The organism is Sphingobacterium rhinopitheci, from assembly GCF_022627575.1.
Taxonomy (GTDB): Bacteria; Bacteroidota; Bacteroidia; order Sphingobacteriales; family Sphingobacteriaceae; genus Sphingobacterium; species Sphingobacterium rhinopitheci.
The window spans coordinates 73,490-89,398 of the sequence record NZ_JADEYQ010000003.1; the positions used below are offsets into that span (position 1 = coordinate 73,490).

Genomic DNA, 15,909 nt, shown 5'->3' on the forward strand with positions numbered 1-15,909 from the left:
AAATAAAATACTAGTTTTTAAAAATCGATTTTATTTTCCCCAATATACCTTCATTTTTTTCTAATTCATAACCATAGGTATAACCATAACCGTAACCATAACCATAACCATAACCATAACCTTGAGAATTTTTAGAAATACCATTCAACAAAACTGCCATATTACTTAATTTTTTACTGGTATAAATAGCCTCAATTTCAGGAAGTTGACGTTTATCCAGTTTTCCTGATCGAATCACAAATATGGTCAAATCTGATACCCTATCAATAATATATGCATCTGCGATAATCTCAACAGGAACACTATCAATAACTATATAATCATATTTTCCTCTCAATTCAGTTATTAACTCGTCCAAGCGATTCGTTATTAAAAGCTCTACAGGATTGGGCGCTATCATACCAATAGGTATAATATCTATATTTTCACCAATATCAGTTTTATAGATTATCTCATCTAAGGAGACTTTGTGATTTGCCAAATAATGACTAATCCCCTTATTAACAACAACCTTAGATCTATTGGAAAGCGTACCTTTACGTAAATCTAAATCTATCATTAATACAGATTTATTTAGATATGATAAAGTCGCTGACAAATTTAAAGCATTAAATGTTTTACCCGCACCAATATTAGAAGAAGTTATAGAGATAACCTGCGGAGGAATATTATTTAATGCCATAAAACTAATATTAGTTCTAAGAATCCTAAAAGCCTCTGTTAATTGATCTCTTCCATGTGCAGATACAGAGACCGAACTTCCTGTCTTCTTTGAAAGTCCCAATTGCAAAGGAATATCTCCTAAATAAGGGATAGTCAACTCCTTTAAAAGATCACCTCTACTACGAACCTTAGTATCAACAATTAACCTAATTAATAAGATTACAATAGGTAACAATAATCCTATAACCAGCCCTAAGCCGACTTTCGTAATCTTATCTGGAGCAATTGGACTACTCACACCAGTAGCTGGATCAATAATCTTAATATTATCATCACTCATTGCTTGATTGAGGGAATTCTCTTCTCTTTTATTCAACAAAAATAAATACAGATTCTCTTTAACTTTCTGTTGCCTTTCTACAGATAGGACAATTCGTTCCTTAGCAGGTACTTTAATAGCTTTATTTTTAGCTAGATCTTCTACTTTACGAATGGAATTTATTTTTATGCGAAGTCCTTTAATATTATTTTCTAAAGTACGTATTAAATTTTCCTGCATAACTAATAAACTAGCATCCAAATCTATAATAACGGGATTTGAGGAATTAGTATTTCCTAATAATCTATTCCTTTTCAAAAATACAGTATTATATTCGGTAATTAAGCTTTCCAAATTAGGTTCGACCAATCCGGTATTACTAGGTATTAAGCTCACATCCTTGATAGATTTAGCAATATACTGCTGCATCAATTCCATTAAAGCTAAAGTAGATTCTAATTCATCAGCTTGACTTTCGTAACGATTCATTTCGCCAATAGCTATTCCCCCAACAGAACGAATATCTTGTCCTTTATTAGAGGTCTTAAAATTCTGTAATTCTTCCTCTACACCAGAAAGTTCTCTTTCAATTATATTAATCCTTTCACGGATAAAATCAGCCGTATTTTTACCAATACTATTTTTATCCTGTAACGAAAATTCATTATAAATCTGAATCAAATCATTCAATATTGCAGCTGCTCTCTTAGGGGATGAATCTTCCATTGAAATTTGTAGTAAAAACGCATCATCACCCATTTGTAGAATAGTCAAATTACCTAAAAAATATCCTACTAAACTTTCAGTAGTAGATTTTTTAATTTTCACAAAACTAGCTTTAGACGGATTAATAGTGTTTGTATTTGAGACAAACTTTAATCTGCCAACTGGGGTGGTTACATCATTATTAAGCAAGCAAATTATTTCTTTTGAATTAGAGTCTCCATTAAAATTTGAAACCTTTATTTTATTTTCACCTATAATTTCTACATCCAATGAAAAACTCTCATCTGAATATGTACTATCTAACTCTAACAAGACTGGGGAATCTGTATATAACTCTACATCTCGTAAACCTTTCTTTTGGGTATAACTAATTGACGCAGAAGCACGCTCAATCGTTTTCCGCATTAATTGCTTTGATTTCAATTGTAAAATCTCATTTGCAATATTTACCATATTTATAGATGACCCTGCTCTCGTAATAGAAGTACTACGTGTATTTGACGGTGACTTTATCATCACTGTCTGGGATTGTCTAAATATATAATTGGATGTACTATAATCATAGTAAAATATGCTGACAAAAATTATCAGAGATAATACAATCCATTTCCAATGAAATAAAATATACTTGATTAGATCAAGAACATTTATTGATTTACTTTCATTTTTACTGTCCATTGTTATCTTTTAATTAAAGCTATACTTGTAATTGTCATAGAAATTACGCCTAAAAATATACCCATAACCTGCCATAGAGACTGTGTCCCTGGTGATATTAATTTATTTTTTTGAGGTACATATACGATATCATTTTGCAGAAGATGATATCCTTCTGTGTTAAACATATCATACTCTTCCATATTTACGATTAGTAACTTTCTTTCACCATTCTGTTCTCGAATTACCTTAACTTTAGTAGCATCAGCATGTAAATTTAAACCTCCTGCCTGAACAATAGCTTCTAATAATGTTATCTTACCATCTGTTACATTTAAAACAGAATTCTCAACAGTCCCCATAGTCATGATTTTAAAATTCAAAAGATTCACTTTTACGAGAGGATCTTCTATATAATTATTATCTTTTATCATTTTTGAAATAAGTTCTTTTATTTCTTCCATTGATAAACTTGATACTTTAATTTTACCAAAAACAGGAAAATCAATATTTCCATCACTATCGACCAAATAACCATTTTCAAAAGAGTTTTCAGCGTTAACACCTTTAACAATTTCAGATTCTAGTGTTAAAGAATATCCCCCCAACTCTGTGTTAAAAGGAGCGGCTAACTCTCTATCTTTTGAATAAATCTTTATTGATAAGCGATCATTGGGTTGAATCTTTAATGCTTCGGAAACCTTAATATTATATAAAGAATCTGGGGTCATATTTTTTACATATTGAACTTTTTGCATCAGACATGATGAAAAAAAGAATGGCCCTAATAAAATTAAAAAAAGTAATATCCTATTCATAACTTGTATTTTTTAACTTAATTCCATTAAAAGAAATATATGCAGCCTCTGGGCTTACATCACAATCCATCATACCTATCGGCACAACTTCAATTATTGATTCAACTGTATCTACCATATTATTAAATATTGTCTTATTCCATCGAATCGCTGAACAACTAGGTAATAGCATAATCAATGATTCAGTATTTTTCTTTATTTCAAATTTATTTATTTTCGCTTGCTGTAACCTGATGAAGCCCCGTAATCGTACTTTCAAATTACGGTAACAAGCCGTCTTCCCACTCCATGGTGTTCCATATATAAAAACCTCATTATTGTCAAAGATTCTAATCGCAGGATTATCATCGTTTAATAAATTGAAATCAGTAAAATTTTTAAGCCAAAGTTGGCTATGTGTGCTTTTACCAGTGCCACTTTTCCCTAAAAAGGCATAAGCTTCCACACTATTCCTTTCGACTACAGAAGCGTGTATCATGATTGTTTTGTAGGCAATTACCGCCTGCCCAAAAGCAACCATTATAAACCAACCTATCAATGAATAGGAATCCTCTTCCGAACTCCCTAAATAGATACTAGAATACTTAAACTCTTTAGTACTATTCATACATATTTTTGAGGCTTCCAAATTGCTCTTCATAGTAGTAATATAATAACTATCACTCTCTTCAAAGCTAAAACCATCTCCCCAAATCGGTGAATTATTAGAAAGAACTTTTAGCTCTCCAAGCACTTCAGGAATTTTATCAAAGCATATAGATACATATAATATAGGCGCTGTATCTATTTCGTTTTCTTCTATTAAAAAATCTTTAAAACTTGGGATATATTCTTTAAGAGAAAAGTTTGCTGGAACTTTTATAGATAGAATATGATCTGCTATTTTAAAAAAGATATTATGTGTCATATATCAAATTAATTCATGTAATATTTATGACTACAATAGGCTGCTAAATGCAGGTCATGCGTCACAAATACAAATATTTTATCCTTACTAAGGATTTTCAAACGCTCCATCAATCGTATAGAAGTATCTTTATCTAATGAAGAAGTAACTTCATCAAAAAGCCATATTGAACTATTTCTTAGGAGTGTTCGTGCAATTGCAATCCGCTGCGCTTGACCTTCGGATAAACCATAGCCAGATTCACCTACTAATGTATCCAAGCCATCGGGTAGATCATACACAAATTCTGAGCAAGAATTAAATAAAGCGGTATGAATTTTATCTTCAGAAATATGCATATCACCTAAAAGCAAATTTTCACGTATTGTAGCGGAGAATAATTTATCCCCCTGCGGAACATACCCAAAACTTGAGCGATACTTTGGACTCAACTCCACAATATTATGCGCTAAATGAAGCTTTATTTCTCCTTTTTGTGGTTTTATAACAGATAGTAATAATCTTATTAAAGTAGTCTTACCCCTACCGCTAGCACCTACTATAGCTGTACTCTCTCCTTTGACTAATTTAAGATTAACATCTTCTAATACATTTTTGTCATCATATCTAAAACTCAGATTCGATATTTCTAACATTTGAAAATCTTCCGTTGCTTGGTGAGGTATTAGAATAATATCCTTGACACTCTCAACTACCTCATGTACACGTTCTAACGAAACACGAAAGGAAACAAAGCTTGGCAAGAAACTTAATAAACCCAACATAGGTCCCTGCACCCTACCTACCAATTGTAAGAAAGCAGTCATTGTTCCAAATGATATTGTGCCGGCATGGAGACCAACTACGCCCCATACAAAAGTCAATAAAAATCCTCCACTACCTATAACTTTTACAATTGATTGAGAAAGTATAGAAAAGTTCAAAACATTAGTCTTTAACAGCAAAATATCAGCTTGTGTACTATTCATTTTTGATAATCTTTCATGCTCTATGCCTAGTGTCCGAATTAACATCCGAAATTTTAAATTTTCATTAATTATATGGCTTAAAGTCCCTTCTTTAGATTTTAAAGATTTATTTAATTCCCTAAATTTCTTATAATACAGCTTAGAGAGTAGTAATAATGGTGTAATCACTAATATTATTAAAGCTAATCTTTTATCCATCAGCCACAAAACACTTAGCGATGCTACTAATCTAATAATGGTAAGCGTAAAATTAGGAAACACCTGAGTGATCATTTGGATAACTTCAGTAACATCCTTTTGCATCCTAAATTGAAGATCACCAGTACTCCATTTTTTGATATAATCCCAACTTCCATACATCTGCGTTATGCTGATTTCATTCTGTAAATCCCTCAACATCCTCATTTTTCCTATTTCATTACTTTTAGTACTAATCAATTTAAATACTATACCTATTGCTATCATTGCTATTGACCAATACAAGGAATTCATCATATTTAGTTTTTGCCCTGCTACAGCAAAATCTATTGCGCGCTTCGACCAAATAACAAACATCAATGAACTAGCAATCAGTAACAGCTCGGCGCCATAAAAGAGTATAAAAGATATTTTATAATTCTTTGATAGTTTATAACACCATTTCAACTGATATAATAATCCTGAACTAACCAATACGTAATGCTTTAAATCTTTCCACAAAATGTACTATTGGAAAACTCAAAGCTTCATAAGGAGCTAATAAAAAATAGGTCCTAAAAGAATATAATAATTTCTTAGATTTGTTTTTCCTTATTATTAAATTGTCACTATTCTTAGTATTAAAGTTTTCATCAAAAAATCCAAAATTACCTGTTGATAAGATTTCTTCTGCCATCCATTTAGATGTTGTATATGGCTTGATTGCAAAAGGAAGGCTTTTTTCGGGAAGTCCTAAATAATTTACTAATAGATGATGTAATACATGAATCCATTTGATAATTCCTATATCTTCATAAATCTTATGAAGCCATTGTTTATCATATTTTGTTTCCAATTTTGCATATAGCACAGCCGAGTCACAAAATTGCCTAAGCCCAATACCAAATGATAAAAGATGCTTTAGTATATGTAAATTAACCTGCAGAATATTAATATTAGGAGGTAGAATATAATATGAATCTACTTTACCTCTATTCTTTAAAAAATCATTCTCTACATTTTTTAATCTATAGCGCGCAAATGGATTAAAAACATCAAAAAGTTTTGTGTGGTGTTCCACTTCACACTGTTTCCAATAATAATTAGAACTATCTATTGTAGGTTTACTAATAAGAATATTTTGATTACTAAGCGCTTCTTCAACTAGCTTGCTATCATTTTCATTATCAAAATACCAATCAATATCACCACATACTCTATGTTTGGGTTCTACATAGTAGCTAGCGACGCCCTGCCCTTTAAGCAAAATCGGTTTAACGTTTAAGCTATTAAAAAATAACACTTGTTCTTCAATGCAATTATTCATCTTCTTATTCGTTATTTCTATTCTATTAACTTTTACAACCCAAGTCAATAGAATGATCCGAGAAGGTAAATTATCTTGAGGTAAATTTTGTATACCATCATAAACTATTCCTTCCACAGTCTGCGCTACCGCAATATTGTATAACAAATTCCACTCTGTGTCCGTAAGAGGAAAACACATAAGATTATCAACGGGAGTACCCCATAATCCTGATCTTAATAAAGTAAAAAATGCTGTTACAACATTACTATCTAACATATAACTAACTTTCTAATAAATCTTCTTTAGAGAAATTCTCAATTAAAATAGTCGCATCCATAAGAGCTTGACTAAACTCGACATCATAATTATCAAAAATAACACCTGCAATTACCTGAATATCAAACTCTATACCCTGCAGTTCATTCCATATAAATGCAGCTGTTTCGTTCAATGTATATACTTTAGACATATCTACTACATCTTGACTAGGGTCAACAATTACATGCTCATCCCCCATCTTCCTTAATATTAGATCACTCCTTAATTTCATTCTATTTTCATTTAAATAACTTAGCATAAACTTTCCTAAGGGGTCTCAAACAGTACCATATGACTCCTAATAATCTAGAATAAATACTTGTCAAACTGATTACTCTATTAGATCTAAATAATTTAACTGCTATTGCTAATATATTTATAGCTTCAATTTTCTCTATTTGACTTAGATTATTATCACCTGCAATAAAAACACAGCTATTTTTTTTTCGAATGACCCTGTGTAATACATAAGCTCCATTATATTTGGCAAGTATTATATCACCGAGCTTTATCGTAGAAAAGCTGATATTTGTTAACAAAATAGCATCTCCATCAAACAAAAATGGCTGCATACTAGATCCTGAGATATTAATTTTAACATGTTTACCATTCTTTATCAATTCAACAACTGATCCTAATAGAATATCATTTGATAACTTTATTGCGTTGGTTACTTTTTGTTGCTCCATATAGATATCGGCATTTAAATTTACAAAAATTAAAAATACCTTTCGTTGAATAAGTTAAATTTTAATCCTTAAGCAAGAGTGTGGTTGTTTTTTATTGCTGTAAAACATTATCATACAAACACATACACCTAACAACCATTGAATTTCTTGTAAATAAAGTTTCATACCTTTCAAGACTAGATTTAGAAATTCTATCATAAAAAACACGATCTGTACTTAATTTTATTAAAGCCTCAGCAATTGCCTTTTCGTCACAAACAGGTACATTAATTCCCGAAACATTATTTTTATTTACCCAACTCACCCCAGAAGCTTCTATATCAGTAGAAATAATTGGTTTTGCACATGACATTGCTTCTATCTGAACTATAGCAAAAGCCTCTGTCTTCAAAATCGAACTCAGCACAAATGAATCACAAGCTTGAAAATAAGCATATGCTTCTTCATCAGAAACAAAGCCTAATAGCTCCACACGATCATTTAAATTCAGGTCGTCAATCAACTTTTGTAAAGAATCGTGTAACGGGCCTTTACCACCTATCATAATCCTATAATTATCCTCTAAAAACTGTGCCGCTTTTATCAAATATTCAAAACCTTTGTATTCAACCAACCTTCCTAATGAAAAAACTAAAAATTTACCTTTATTTTTAGCTTTTATTTCATCCACTAATTGTGAATTAGAAACTATAGGATTTATGCCGATTGGAATATAATCTGTTTTTTGTTTAACATGCTGAAGAAATGGAGACCTATCTACATAAACAGGAGTAGTTCCGACAATGATATCAGCTCTGTTGATTAACCAGGATTGAAGCGGGCTATATATTTTTAATAGGCTTTTTTGCTTTAAGATATCACTATGCCAATGCAATACAACCTTGCCTTTATATCCAGCAAGGAAAAGCGAAAGAGCTGCCATTGGATCGGGATGATGAATATGTACTATATCATAATCCTTGGCTATTTTCCTTAACTTACTGATCATAGATGGGGCTAACATAGTGGCCGCAAATTTGACCTTAGTAGGAACTATTATCACTTTAGCGAAAGAATTAATAACTAAGTCACCTGCGGGATAATCTTCTGTGGATGCACATAACATATCGCAATTAATCCCGCGCTGAGCCAAGCCCAACATTAAATCATACATTACCTTTTCAACTCCACCCCGTATAGGGTAAAATTTACCTAATTGCAATACTCTCATTTAAGCTAATAAAAAATGAATTATTTTAATAAAATTGAAAACAAATCTTCCCAAGATTTGACAACAGGCCCCTTAATTGATTTCCGAGGGATAGGTTTTAAAAAACTGGAATCCCCATTTATCAGATTTCTCATTTTATCTGCCAAATCACGTTCATCAGTTGGCTCAAAAAAAGCCGTATATCTAGCGCCTTCTGCTGTCTCGTGGGCATACGGTAAATCTGCAAGAAGCATAGGCTTATTCAATTGACTATATTCAGAAATTGGTAATCCCCAAGATTCAATTTTAGAAGGAAAAATTAAACAATTTGAATCTTCATACAATTTAAATAGGCTATCTTTTGGCATAAAACCTGTAAAATGCAAATTTTCTAAATGCCCCCAATTCTTAAACAACCAATTGGCATACTTATTCTCATTACCTTTAACAGTTATAGATACCTTAAAGTTTGAAATATTATACTCTTTTATTAAAATATTTACCGATTTACAGATAATTTCAAAATTCTTATGACTATTAGGGGACCCCGCAAATACAAAAGAATACATATCATTTATTACGGTTTCAGATTCTTCCATAAAACCTAAAAGAGGAGATTCAGGTCGAGCAACAATAATTTTTGACACTGGTACGTTAAAAATGGTATGCATAGCTTGTCTAAACCAATCCTGCTGTACTACTAAGTAGTTATTTTTATGAATATTTGTTCGGTAAATAAATTTGGTGAAAATTGCAAATAGCGCAATCTTTGGAGCGAATATTAAGTCATGTAATCTCCATTTATAATTAAAGTATGAATTATGACAGTACACAGCCCTTCTCTCTGCTTTTACAGTAGGAGAAGTATCGTGCAAAGAAAACCAAAGATATACTGGATTTAAGCTCTTTGATATGTTATTCATGGAGACATATTCATACCACAATCGATTAATCCATTTCTTTTTTGGCCATTGTGTCTCGATATATTCAATATTAGGGTAATCAACAAGGTTTTTATCAAACACAACAGCTACAATCTTGTATTCTCCATGGTCGGCTAATTTAGACAAATAGCTTAAGCATTCCCTTAAAATCGCTAATGTACCCGCTTCCACTAAATTGACGGCTGATATAACAATAAGTTTCTTATCCATATCTAATAAAGTAAATCATCAAACAATGAAGTCCATCTTTTCATGATTTCATGCTCAGAAAAAGATGCTGAATTTAGTTTAGATTTTGTCCCCATCAACTTTCTTAATTTTTGATCTTGAATCAAATGAATTAACTTTTGAGCGATTGAATTAATATCTCCTTCAGCTACCAAATATCCATTAACACCATCTTTTATTATATCACTTGGTCCGCATTTACAAGCATAAGATACTAGCGGTAATCCACAGTTCTGTGCTTCTAAAAGCACCATTGGTAATCCTTCATAACGTGAAGTCATCGCTAAGATGGAGTGTGTGAGGTAAATATTTTCGATATCCCTTGTTGGTTCCTGGAGAAAGATTACATCTTCCAATCCAGAATCAAAAATCATTTGTTCAAACTTGTTCTTTAATGGTCCATGACCATAAATATTTAAAATCCAATCTGGATTACTTTTATAAACAATTTGCCATGCCTTTATTAAATCATCAAAACCTTTTTGGTAATCATAGCGGCCTACTGCAAGAACTTTATTGTTTTCTAATAGTGCAATTTTATCGGTCACAAAACTATTAGCATTCGGAATGACAACAATATTTTTCAAATCACCCCAATATGTTTTATCTTCATTGGTAAGTACAACGAAGCGGTCATAATTTTGTACATCTCGTATATCGTTTCTACTTCTGTACCTATCTACCCATTTCAAAAGACCTTTCCTACCATATTGTAAGCGTTTATATCTTGAAAAATGAATTTCTAAAATTTTTTTACTCCCATCTTTAATCTTATACAAAAAAGAGGAATCATTATCAAACATAGAAATTACTATATCAGCTTTAATTTCAAGAAGCTTTTTTTGTAAAATTTCTTTATGGTTACTTTTCTTTTTAAAATAAGAAATGATCTTACCCAACACATTACGACTAACGCTATCCGTATAATTAATACCGAGATCAATACATTCAATCCTACGATCCAATTCAAAATAGGGTGAACGATTCTGTTGATCTGTCGTTATAATAACAATAGAATAGCCTTTTCTAACTAAAAAGTTAGCCTTATTCGCGAGAACCCTTTCCATTCCACCCGAATTATAAGTCCCAAGAATACTATATACTATTTTCATCTAACACCTCTAATTCTTGTTGAGCATCTTCACTTGTAGAAAAGCTATCAATACAATAAAACAAAGCAAAGACAAAAAATATATCAGTTGCTACTTTTAACCAAATAATAAAAGATAAGGCACCTAGAATTAAAAACAGAACTCTATATTGAGGTACCTTAATCATAAATGCAAAAGAATTATAGATAAATAAAGACGCAAATGTGCTAAAACCAATCAAGCCACAATACAAGATAAAACGACAATAACCAATATCAGTACTATACACAAAATTACCAAATATACCAGTTCCAATTAACCATTCTTCTCTTGTAGTCGGCCAAATCCACATTTCTGCATTTAATTTATCTGTAGAAGAAGTCCTCCATACTCCGACTTCGTACCAATTGAAAAAACCCTCAAATGCAAAGCGTATACTTAAACGATATTCAAGACTTGTATTATATATATATACTGCGAAGCCAACTATAAAAACTACGACAATTAAAAAAATTAGTGCTCTTTTGAAGGAATGATAGTATATGATTTTATTAAAGATATCTGAATAAAATATTAAGTAAACAAAGCCTATCCCTGCCCCTATTACTGTAGTTCGTGAGATCATATTCCCAATGATACCTATTATAAAAAAAGATAGTAAAATCAAAAAATACTGTTTGGTATTTGCTTTGACAGCTTTATCATGAATTAATAAATTCGCCGCCATAATTAACACAATTGAAAAACGTACACCTGCATTATCCAGTGATGCACCAATACCATACAGTCGATCAACTTTACCCAAGAACTCTTGCCCCTGTAAAAACACACTATCGACAATCATCTTAAAAGCATGGAAATTATCTATCGCGAGGCTTAGAAAACATTGCGTTACACATACGGCAATAAGATAAAAAGTTAATTGCCGAAAACTAAACTCCCCATAGAAAAATCGAAAAAACCACGCTACAGCATATGCCCCACCAAGCCATACGAAGAAACTAATGATATACGTCGCATAAGAATAATCATTTGTATGATTAAAATCTGCAGCATAAAGACATATCACAGAAAAAAAACCAGCTATAATTGTCGATACAAGAAGATTATAACTAAACTTTAATTCTGATAATTTGAAGTTATCTAATAGGAACACTAAACATCCAAAAATAGCCAATAACATTTTCGTATTTATGGACGGTGGTAAAAATGTAAAACCTATTGGAAAAAAATAAAAACTAACTATTGTTCCTAAAAATATTTTATTAAATAAACCCATTTGTTATTTATAAATAATACCATACATAACTTTTATCACTAAAAAATAATGTAATTTAACAAACCAAAACTGCTTTTTACTCGCCATTAATTGAAGAATCTTAATTCTTTTTGAACATAACTCGTTCTGTAAACTGTAAGAATTAGACTCTGAAAACCAATTAAGCCACTCTTTGTACTGCTGACTATTATTAGATATCAATAAAGGTAATTTGATATTTAATTTTAAAAAATTAAACAAAACACACCATTTTTCACTATTACTGAACCTATTAAAATATTTATCTATTTCTAAAAAATTATGCACCACCTCTTGTTTATGTTTTTTTGAATAAACCTTTGTTAGTGATTCTAAATTGGACTGAGCATAATAGTATAAAGGTTCACTTACCATAGCTATAGAACTAGCATGCAACAATAATTTAAACATCACCATCATATCTTCACCCATATTTTGGCCTGAATAAAACGTTATATCATGCTTGCGATATAAATCTGTTCGCACTAAAAACAACCATAAATTCCATCGCATCACTCCTTTACACATATATTCAATTGCATGATCAGTTGTTACTGGATTAGGTTGGTTCATTATACGTCCATTCTTTTCAAATTGCAAAACCCAACTACAACCAACAATATCAGCATTTGAAGAAATAGCTTTATTAACAAGCATATTAATAGCATCATTAGCTAAGAAATCATCCGCATCTAAATAGTAAATATATTCACCTGTTACTTCCGACAAGCCCGTATTACGTGCGGCAGCAACGCCTTTATTAGCACTATGTTTGAGAATTTTGATTGTATAAGTAGGATTTGAATTCAGCATATCTTCCTTAAACTTCATCAAAACTAAAGCACTATCATCTGTACTAGCATCATCGATAAATATAATCTCTAAAGATTTATATGATTGTGATTGCAGGGATACCAAAGATCTATCCATAAGATGAGCTGCATTATATACAGGAACAATTATAGAAATAAGCGGTAGTTTCATATCTTAATGATTTATAAAAAAAAACACTTAACAACTGTTAAAATAATCTGCTGTAAACAATCAGTGTCTACAGTAGATTGATACTCGATATCATAACCAAGTTCATTTATAAGCTTACCACTCATAGCCACTTTTCCCTCTCCTCGCAATAAACGATTCATACTCCAAATCAACATGACCAATATCAATGTTTTGTATACTAAAATCACATAAGTCATAGTCTAGCACAGTAGCCGTAGTTCCTAAAGAAATTAATATCAAATCATATTTCTTAACAAGAGCTTGACAGGCTTCAAGTAACTGTGGGTATTTTTTATATGCATTTTGTGATAGAGTAATACTTCTATGAATAGATTTAGACTTTGCGAATAAGTCATTACCTACACCTAATTTACTCATTTCCCCTTCTACAATTAATATTTTCTTTTCATTCCAAAGAACTTTCATTCGATCAAAAAATTTCTGTGTACAGCTATGGTCTTTAAAATCCATATCAGGTCTTGTGACACTAACATATGTTTTCTTAAAATCGAAATATTGTATATATTTTTTATAGAGAATTACAACAAATTGTTTCCAAAAATATTCACAATCAACATTAAATCCCTTCATGGTATTTAATCCTAGCGGCAATGCAATAATGCAATTTGAATTATCGCTGACAAGAATCTCTTTTAAACGCTGTGGTAAATCTATATTGATTTCTTGACATCCGATATACTCAGTCTTTCCAAGCAAATGAAATTCTCCATGACCATAGCGTATTATTGATTTTCCAGAATTAATTAATAAGTCCAATGTTTCTTCATTTGATATAATTTTTGGGAACGGAAAAATCACTTTAAAAAAAGTATAGCGGAGATACACGGACCATTTTCTAAATATATTCATATAAAAGATCTAATTATGTGTTACTAACATATTTAATTAAGTGATTTACAACCTCCATTTTATTACTTGAAAATTTTCGTGCAAAGAGAAGATTTGAATCTTTCAATTGTTCAAAATCTTTTCCCTCCCATTCTATAATCATGTTATTATTCCATCCTATCATACGTTGACTACCTTGGGCTTCATCATCTATATTAAAGACATTAGCTTTAAAGACAGAATTCCAACATAAGGTTTGAATAAAAATCTCGTCAGCACAAAAAGTATTTTTATAAATCTCCAATACGTTATCCTTTTCTTGAATAATCAATTCCAAAAAATCATGGGTAATACTAATCCATTGTGTTCCTTTCTTGAAGTCTATATCCTTATTTCTACTAAACCCAATTAAGTACTGTAATCGAATCGAAACTGCACGAACTATCTTTTTTATTAATCCTACAATACTTGTATCGGCTCTAAAATCATGAGGAAACAAATGAAATTTACGAACCTTTCGTTCCATATCTATGGTAATATCTTGTTGATAAAACCCCACAAATTCCTTACCCTGATTTTTCCTGAAAAAATCATGAATATAATCCTGACTTTTCAATGGCATGTCAACACCAGACAGCAAATGATAATAATCAAAACCTCCTATAGCATGGGCTGCTTCAAATAACTTATACTCCGCTTCCACAACAGTTACATCCCCCCAACTAACATCCACTCTATCCTCCAATATACTCATTGCAGCATTATGCACTTGCAAATTAGGTTTAGCAATCACTTTTTTATCAAAATGAATAAAAATATGATTGCGACTATCGTCTATGGAACGAAGTAAGAAGTCTAGAACTTCAAATTGATTATGAGCCAAAATTAAATAGGCATGTTTCATGATGACGATTTTAGATTAGAAATGATTTTTAAGACTAAATCAAAATTAGATTTGGAAAACTTACGAGCGAATAAGCATCCAGAATTTTGGAGATAAGAATAGTCACTATCTTGATATATTCGAGGACTTACACTATTGAAATCACATTTCAATAACTTATCTGTATACATTATACTAGGTCTCAAAGGTGATCTTTCTAATTCACTAGAAATAAAAAACTCATCACAACAAAAAGTTAAAGCATATTTTTTTACAATACTATTTTTATGCTGAATAAGGTAGTCAATTGCATCATAATTCAAGCTCCCCCATTGTGAAGCTTTATGAAAATCAAACTCCTTATTTCTTTTAAAGCCGAAAATATCTTGTACCTTAAGCAAGACAAGCCAGCACAATTGGTCTATTCTTTGAATAATACGATTTGGGTGGATAAAGTTCTTTATGAAAAAATGATACCTTTTCATTTTCATGCTTACTTCCCTTTCATTGGTCGGCATTTTCATCAAAAAATTATTCACTTTATGCTTATCAAAATAAGCATGCAAATAGTCTTGATTGTATAAAGGCAAATGAACCCCTGAAAACAAATGAAAGAATTTATAATTATCAGTATACATGGCTTTTTCCATCAAATTATACATCGCTTTCATCTGTGACACATGTCCCCAACGGACATCTACTCTATGTTCCAATATATACAGTTTTGCATTTTCCACCTTTAAATCAGGTAACCCCCTCAGCTTCTTATCAAAATGTATAAATATATCATTACGGCTATCGTCCAGAGAAGATACCAAACATTGAAGTACTTCAAACTCATTATGTGCCATTATAAGATAAGCATGCTTCAT

Annotated in this window: 15 protein-coding genes; all 15 read right to left on the bottom strand. The window is 31.2% G+C overall.

The window, feature by feature from the left end; all coding sequences use genetic code 11:
• Positions 1 to 10: 10 nt before the first annotated feature.
• The 15 genes from IP023_RS05175 to IP023_RS05245 all read right to left on the bottom strand — a co-directional run bounded on the left by IP023_RS05175 (position 11) and on the right by IP023_RS05245 (position 15,909).
• Positions 11 to 2,224, bottom strand: coding sequence for a GumC family protein (locus tag IP023_RS05175; RefSeq protein WP_241789199.1), 2,214 nt, complete (start codon positions 2,222 to 2,224; stop codon positions 11 to 13).
• Between the two features lie 164 nt (positions 2,225 to 2,388).
• On the bottom strand, positions 2,389 to 3,183 hold the full coding sequence (locus IP023_RS05180) for a polysaccharide biosynthesis/export family protein (RefSeq protein WP_241789200.1): 795 nt from the start codon (positions 3,181 to 3,183) through the stop codon (positions 2,389 to 2,391).
• Positions 3,176 to 4,090: a hypothetical protein gene (locus IP023_RS05185; protein WP_241789201.1), complete on the bottom strand. Its 915-nt coding sequence runs from the start codon at positions 4,088 to 4,090 to the stop codon at positions 3,176 to 3,178. The genes IP023_RS05180 and IP023_RS05185 overlap by 8 nt, the downstream gene beginning before the upstream one ends.
• Positions 4,091 to 4,098: 8 nt before the next feature.
• The gene (locus IP023_RS05190) at positions 4,099 to 5,757 is read right to left on the bottom strand and encodes an ABC transporter ATP-binding protein (RefSeq protein WP_241789202.1); all 1,659 of its coding nucleotides are present in this window, start codon (positions 5,755 to 5,757) and stop codon (positions 4,099 to 4,101) included.
• On the bottom strand, positions 5,723 to 6,820 hold the full coding sequence (locus tag IP023_RS05195; protein ID WP_241789203.1) for a nucleotidyltransferase family protein: 1,098 nt from the start codon (positions 6,818 to 6,820) through the stop codon (positions 5,723 to 5,725). Before IP023_RS05195 ends, IP023_RS05190 begins: the two co-directional genes overlap by 35 nt.
• A gap of 4 nt (positions 6,821 to 6,824) precedes the next feature.
• On the bottom strand, positions 6,825 to 7,094 hold the full coding sequence (locus tag IP023_RS05200; protein ID WP_241789204.1) for a PqqD family protein: 270 nt from the start codon (positions 7,092 to 7,094) through the stop codon (positions 6,825 to 6,827).
• Between the two features lie 7 nt (positions 7,095 to 7,101).
• Positions 7,102 to 7,551 (bottom strand): S24/S26 family peptidase, encoded by a 450-nt coding sequence (locus tag IP023_RS05205; RefSeq protein WP_241789205.1) that lies wholly within the window; start codon positions 7,549 to 7,551, stop codon positions 7,102 to 7,104.
• 91 nt (positions 7,552 to 7,642) lie between these two features.
• Positions 7,643 to 8,752 (bottom strand): glycosyltransferase, encoded by a 1,110-nt coding sequence (locus tag IP023_RS05210; protein WP_241789206.1) that lies wholly within the window; start codon positions 8,750 to 8,752, stop codon positions 7,643 to 7,645.
• Positions 8,753 to 8,781: 29 nt separating this feature from the next.
• A complete protein-coding gene (locus IP023_RS05215) occupies positions 8,782 to 9,894 on the bottom strand; it encodes a glycosyltransferase (RefSeq protein WP_241789207.1) in 1,113 nt (370 codons plus the stop codon).
• 2 nt (positions 9,895 to 9,896) lie between these two features.
• On the bottom strand, positions 9,897 to 10,979 hold the full coding sequence (locus tag IP023_RS05220) for a glycosyltransferase family 4 protein (RefSeq protein WP_241789208.1): 1,083 nt from the start codon (positions 10,977 to 10,979) through the stop codon (positions 9,897 to 9,899).
• Positions 10,980 to 11,007: 28 nt separating this feature from the next.
• Positions 11,008 to 12,282 carry a hypothetical protein gene (locus IP023_RS05225; RefSeq protein ID WP_241789209.1) on the bottom strand — a complete coding sequence of 425 codons (1,275 nt, stop codon included), beginning with the start codon at positions 12,280 to 12,282 and terminating at the stop codon, positions 11,008 to 11,010.
• A 3-nt stretch (positions 12,283 to 12,285) separates the two neighbouring features.
• Positions 12,286 to 13,284, bottom strand: coding sequence for a glycosyltransferase family 2 protein (locus tag IP023_RS05230; RefSeq protein ID WP_241789210.1), 999 nt, complete (start codon positions 13,282 to 13,284; stop codon positions 12,286 to 12,288).
• A gap of 114 nt (positions 13,285 to 13,398) precedes the next feature.
• Positions 13,399 to 14,175 (bottom strand): GT-D fold domain-containing glycosyltransferase, encoded by a 777-nt coding sequence (locus IP023_RS05235; protein ID WP_241789211.1) that lies wholly within the window; start codon positions 14,173 to 14,175, stop codon positions 13,399 to 13,401.
• Between the two features lie 13 nt (positions 14,176 to 14,188).
• Positions 14,189 to 15,058 (bottom strand): beta-1,6-N-acetylglucosaminyltransferase, encoded by an 870-nt coding sequence (locus IP023_RS05240; protein ID WP_241789212.1) that lies wholly within the window; start codon positions 15,056 to 15,058, stop codon positions 14,189 to 14,191.
• Complete coding sequence (locus tag IP023_RS05245; protein WP_241789213.1) at positions 15,055 to 15,909, bottom strand: beta-1,6-N-acetylglucosaminyltransferase; 855 nt, start codon at positions 15,907 to 15,909, stop codon at positions 15,055 to 15,057. The genes IP023_RS05240 and IP023_RS05245 overlap by 4 nt, the downstream gene beginning before the upstream one ends.

Bases quoted from the DNA above. Each gene is read 5' to 3' on its own strand.
- IP023_RS05175 (WP_241789199.1), bottom strand. From the start codon at position 2,224: ATGATAAAGTCACCGTCAAATACACGTAGTACTTCTATTACGAGAGCA.
- IP023_RS05180 (WP_241789200.1), bottom strand. From the start codon at position 3,183: ATGAATAGGATATTACTTTTTTTAATTTTATTAGGGCCATTCTTTTTT.
- IP023_RS05185 (WP_241789201.1), bottom strand. From the start codon at position 4,090: ATGACACATAATATCTTTTTTAAAATAGCAGATCATATTCTATCTATA.
- IP023_RS05195 (WP_241789203.1), bottom strand. From the start codon at position 6,820: ATGTTAGATAGTAATGTTGTAACAGCATTTTTTACTTTATTAAGATCA.
- IP023_RS05200 (WP_241789204.1), bottom strand. From the start codon at position 7,094: ATGAAATTAAGGAGTGATCTAATATTAAGGAAGATGGGGGATGAGCAT.
- IP023_RS05205 (WP_241789205.1), bottom strand. From the start codon at position 7,551: ATGGAGCAACAAAAAGTAACCAACGCAATAAAGTTATCAAATGATATT.
- IP023_RS05215 (WP_241789207.1), bottom strand. From the start codon at position 9,894: ATGGATAAGAAACTTATTGTTATATCAGCCGTCAATTTAGTGGAAGCG.
- IP023_RS05220 (WP_241789208.1), bottom strand. From the start codon at position 10,979: ATGGAAAGGGTTCTCGCGAATAAGGCTAACTTTTTAGTTAGAAAAGGC.
- IP023_RS05225 (WP_241789209.1), bottom strand. From the start codon at position 12,282: ATGGGTTTATTTAATAAAATATTTTTAGGAACAATAGTTAGTTTTTAT.
- IP023_RS05230 (WP_241789210.1), bottom strand. From the start codon at position 13,284: ATGAAACTACCGCTTATTTCTATAATTGTTCCTGTATATAATGCAGCT.
- IP023_RS05235 (WP_241789211.1), bottom strand. From the start codon at position 14,175: ATGAATATATTTAGAAAATGGTCCGTGTATCTCCGCTATACTTTTTTT.
- IP023_RS05240 (WP_241789212.1), bottom strand. From the start codon at position 15,058: ATGAAACATGCCTATTTAATTTTGGCTCATAATCAATTTGAAGTTCTA.
- IP023_RS05245 (WP_241789213.1), bottom strand. From the start codon at position 15,909: ATGAAGCATGCTTATCTTATAATGGCACATAATGAGTTTGAAGTACTT.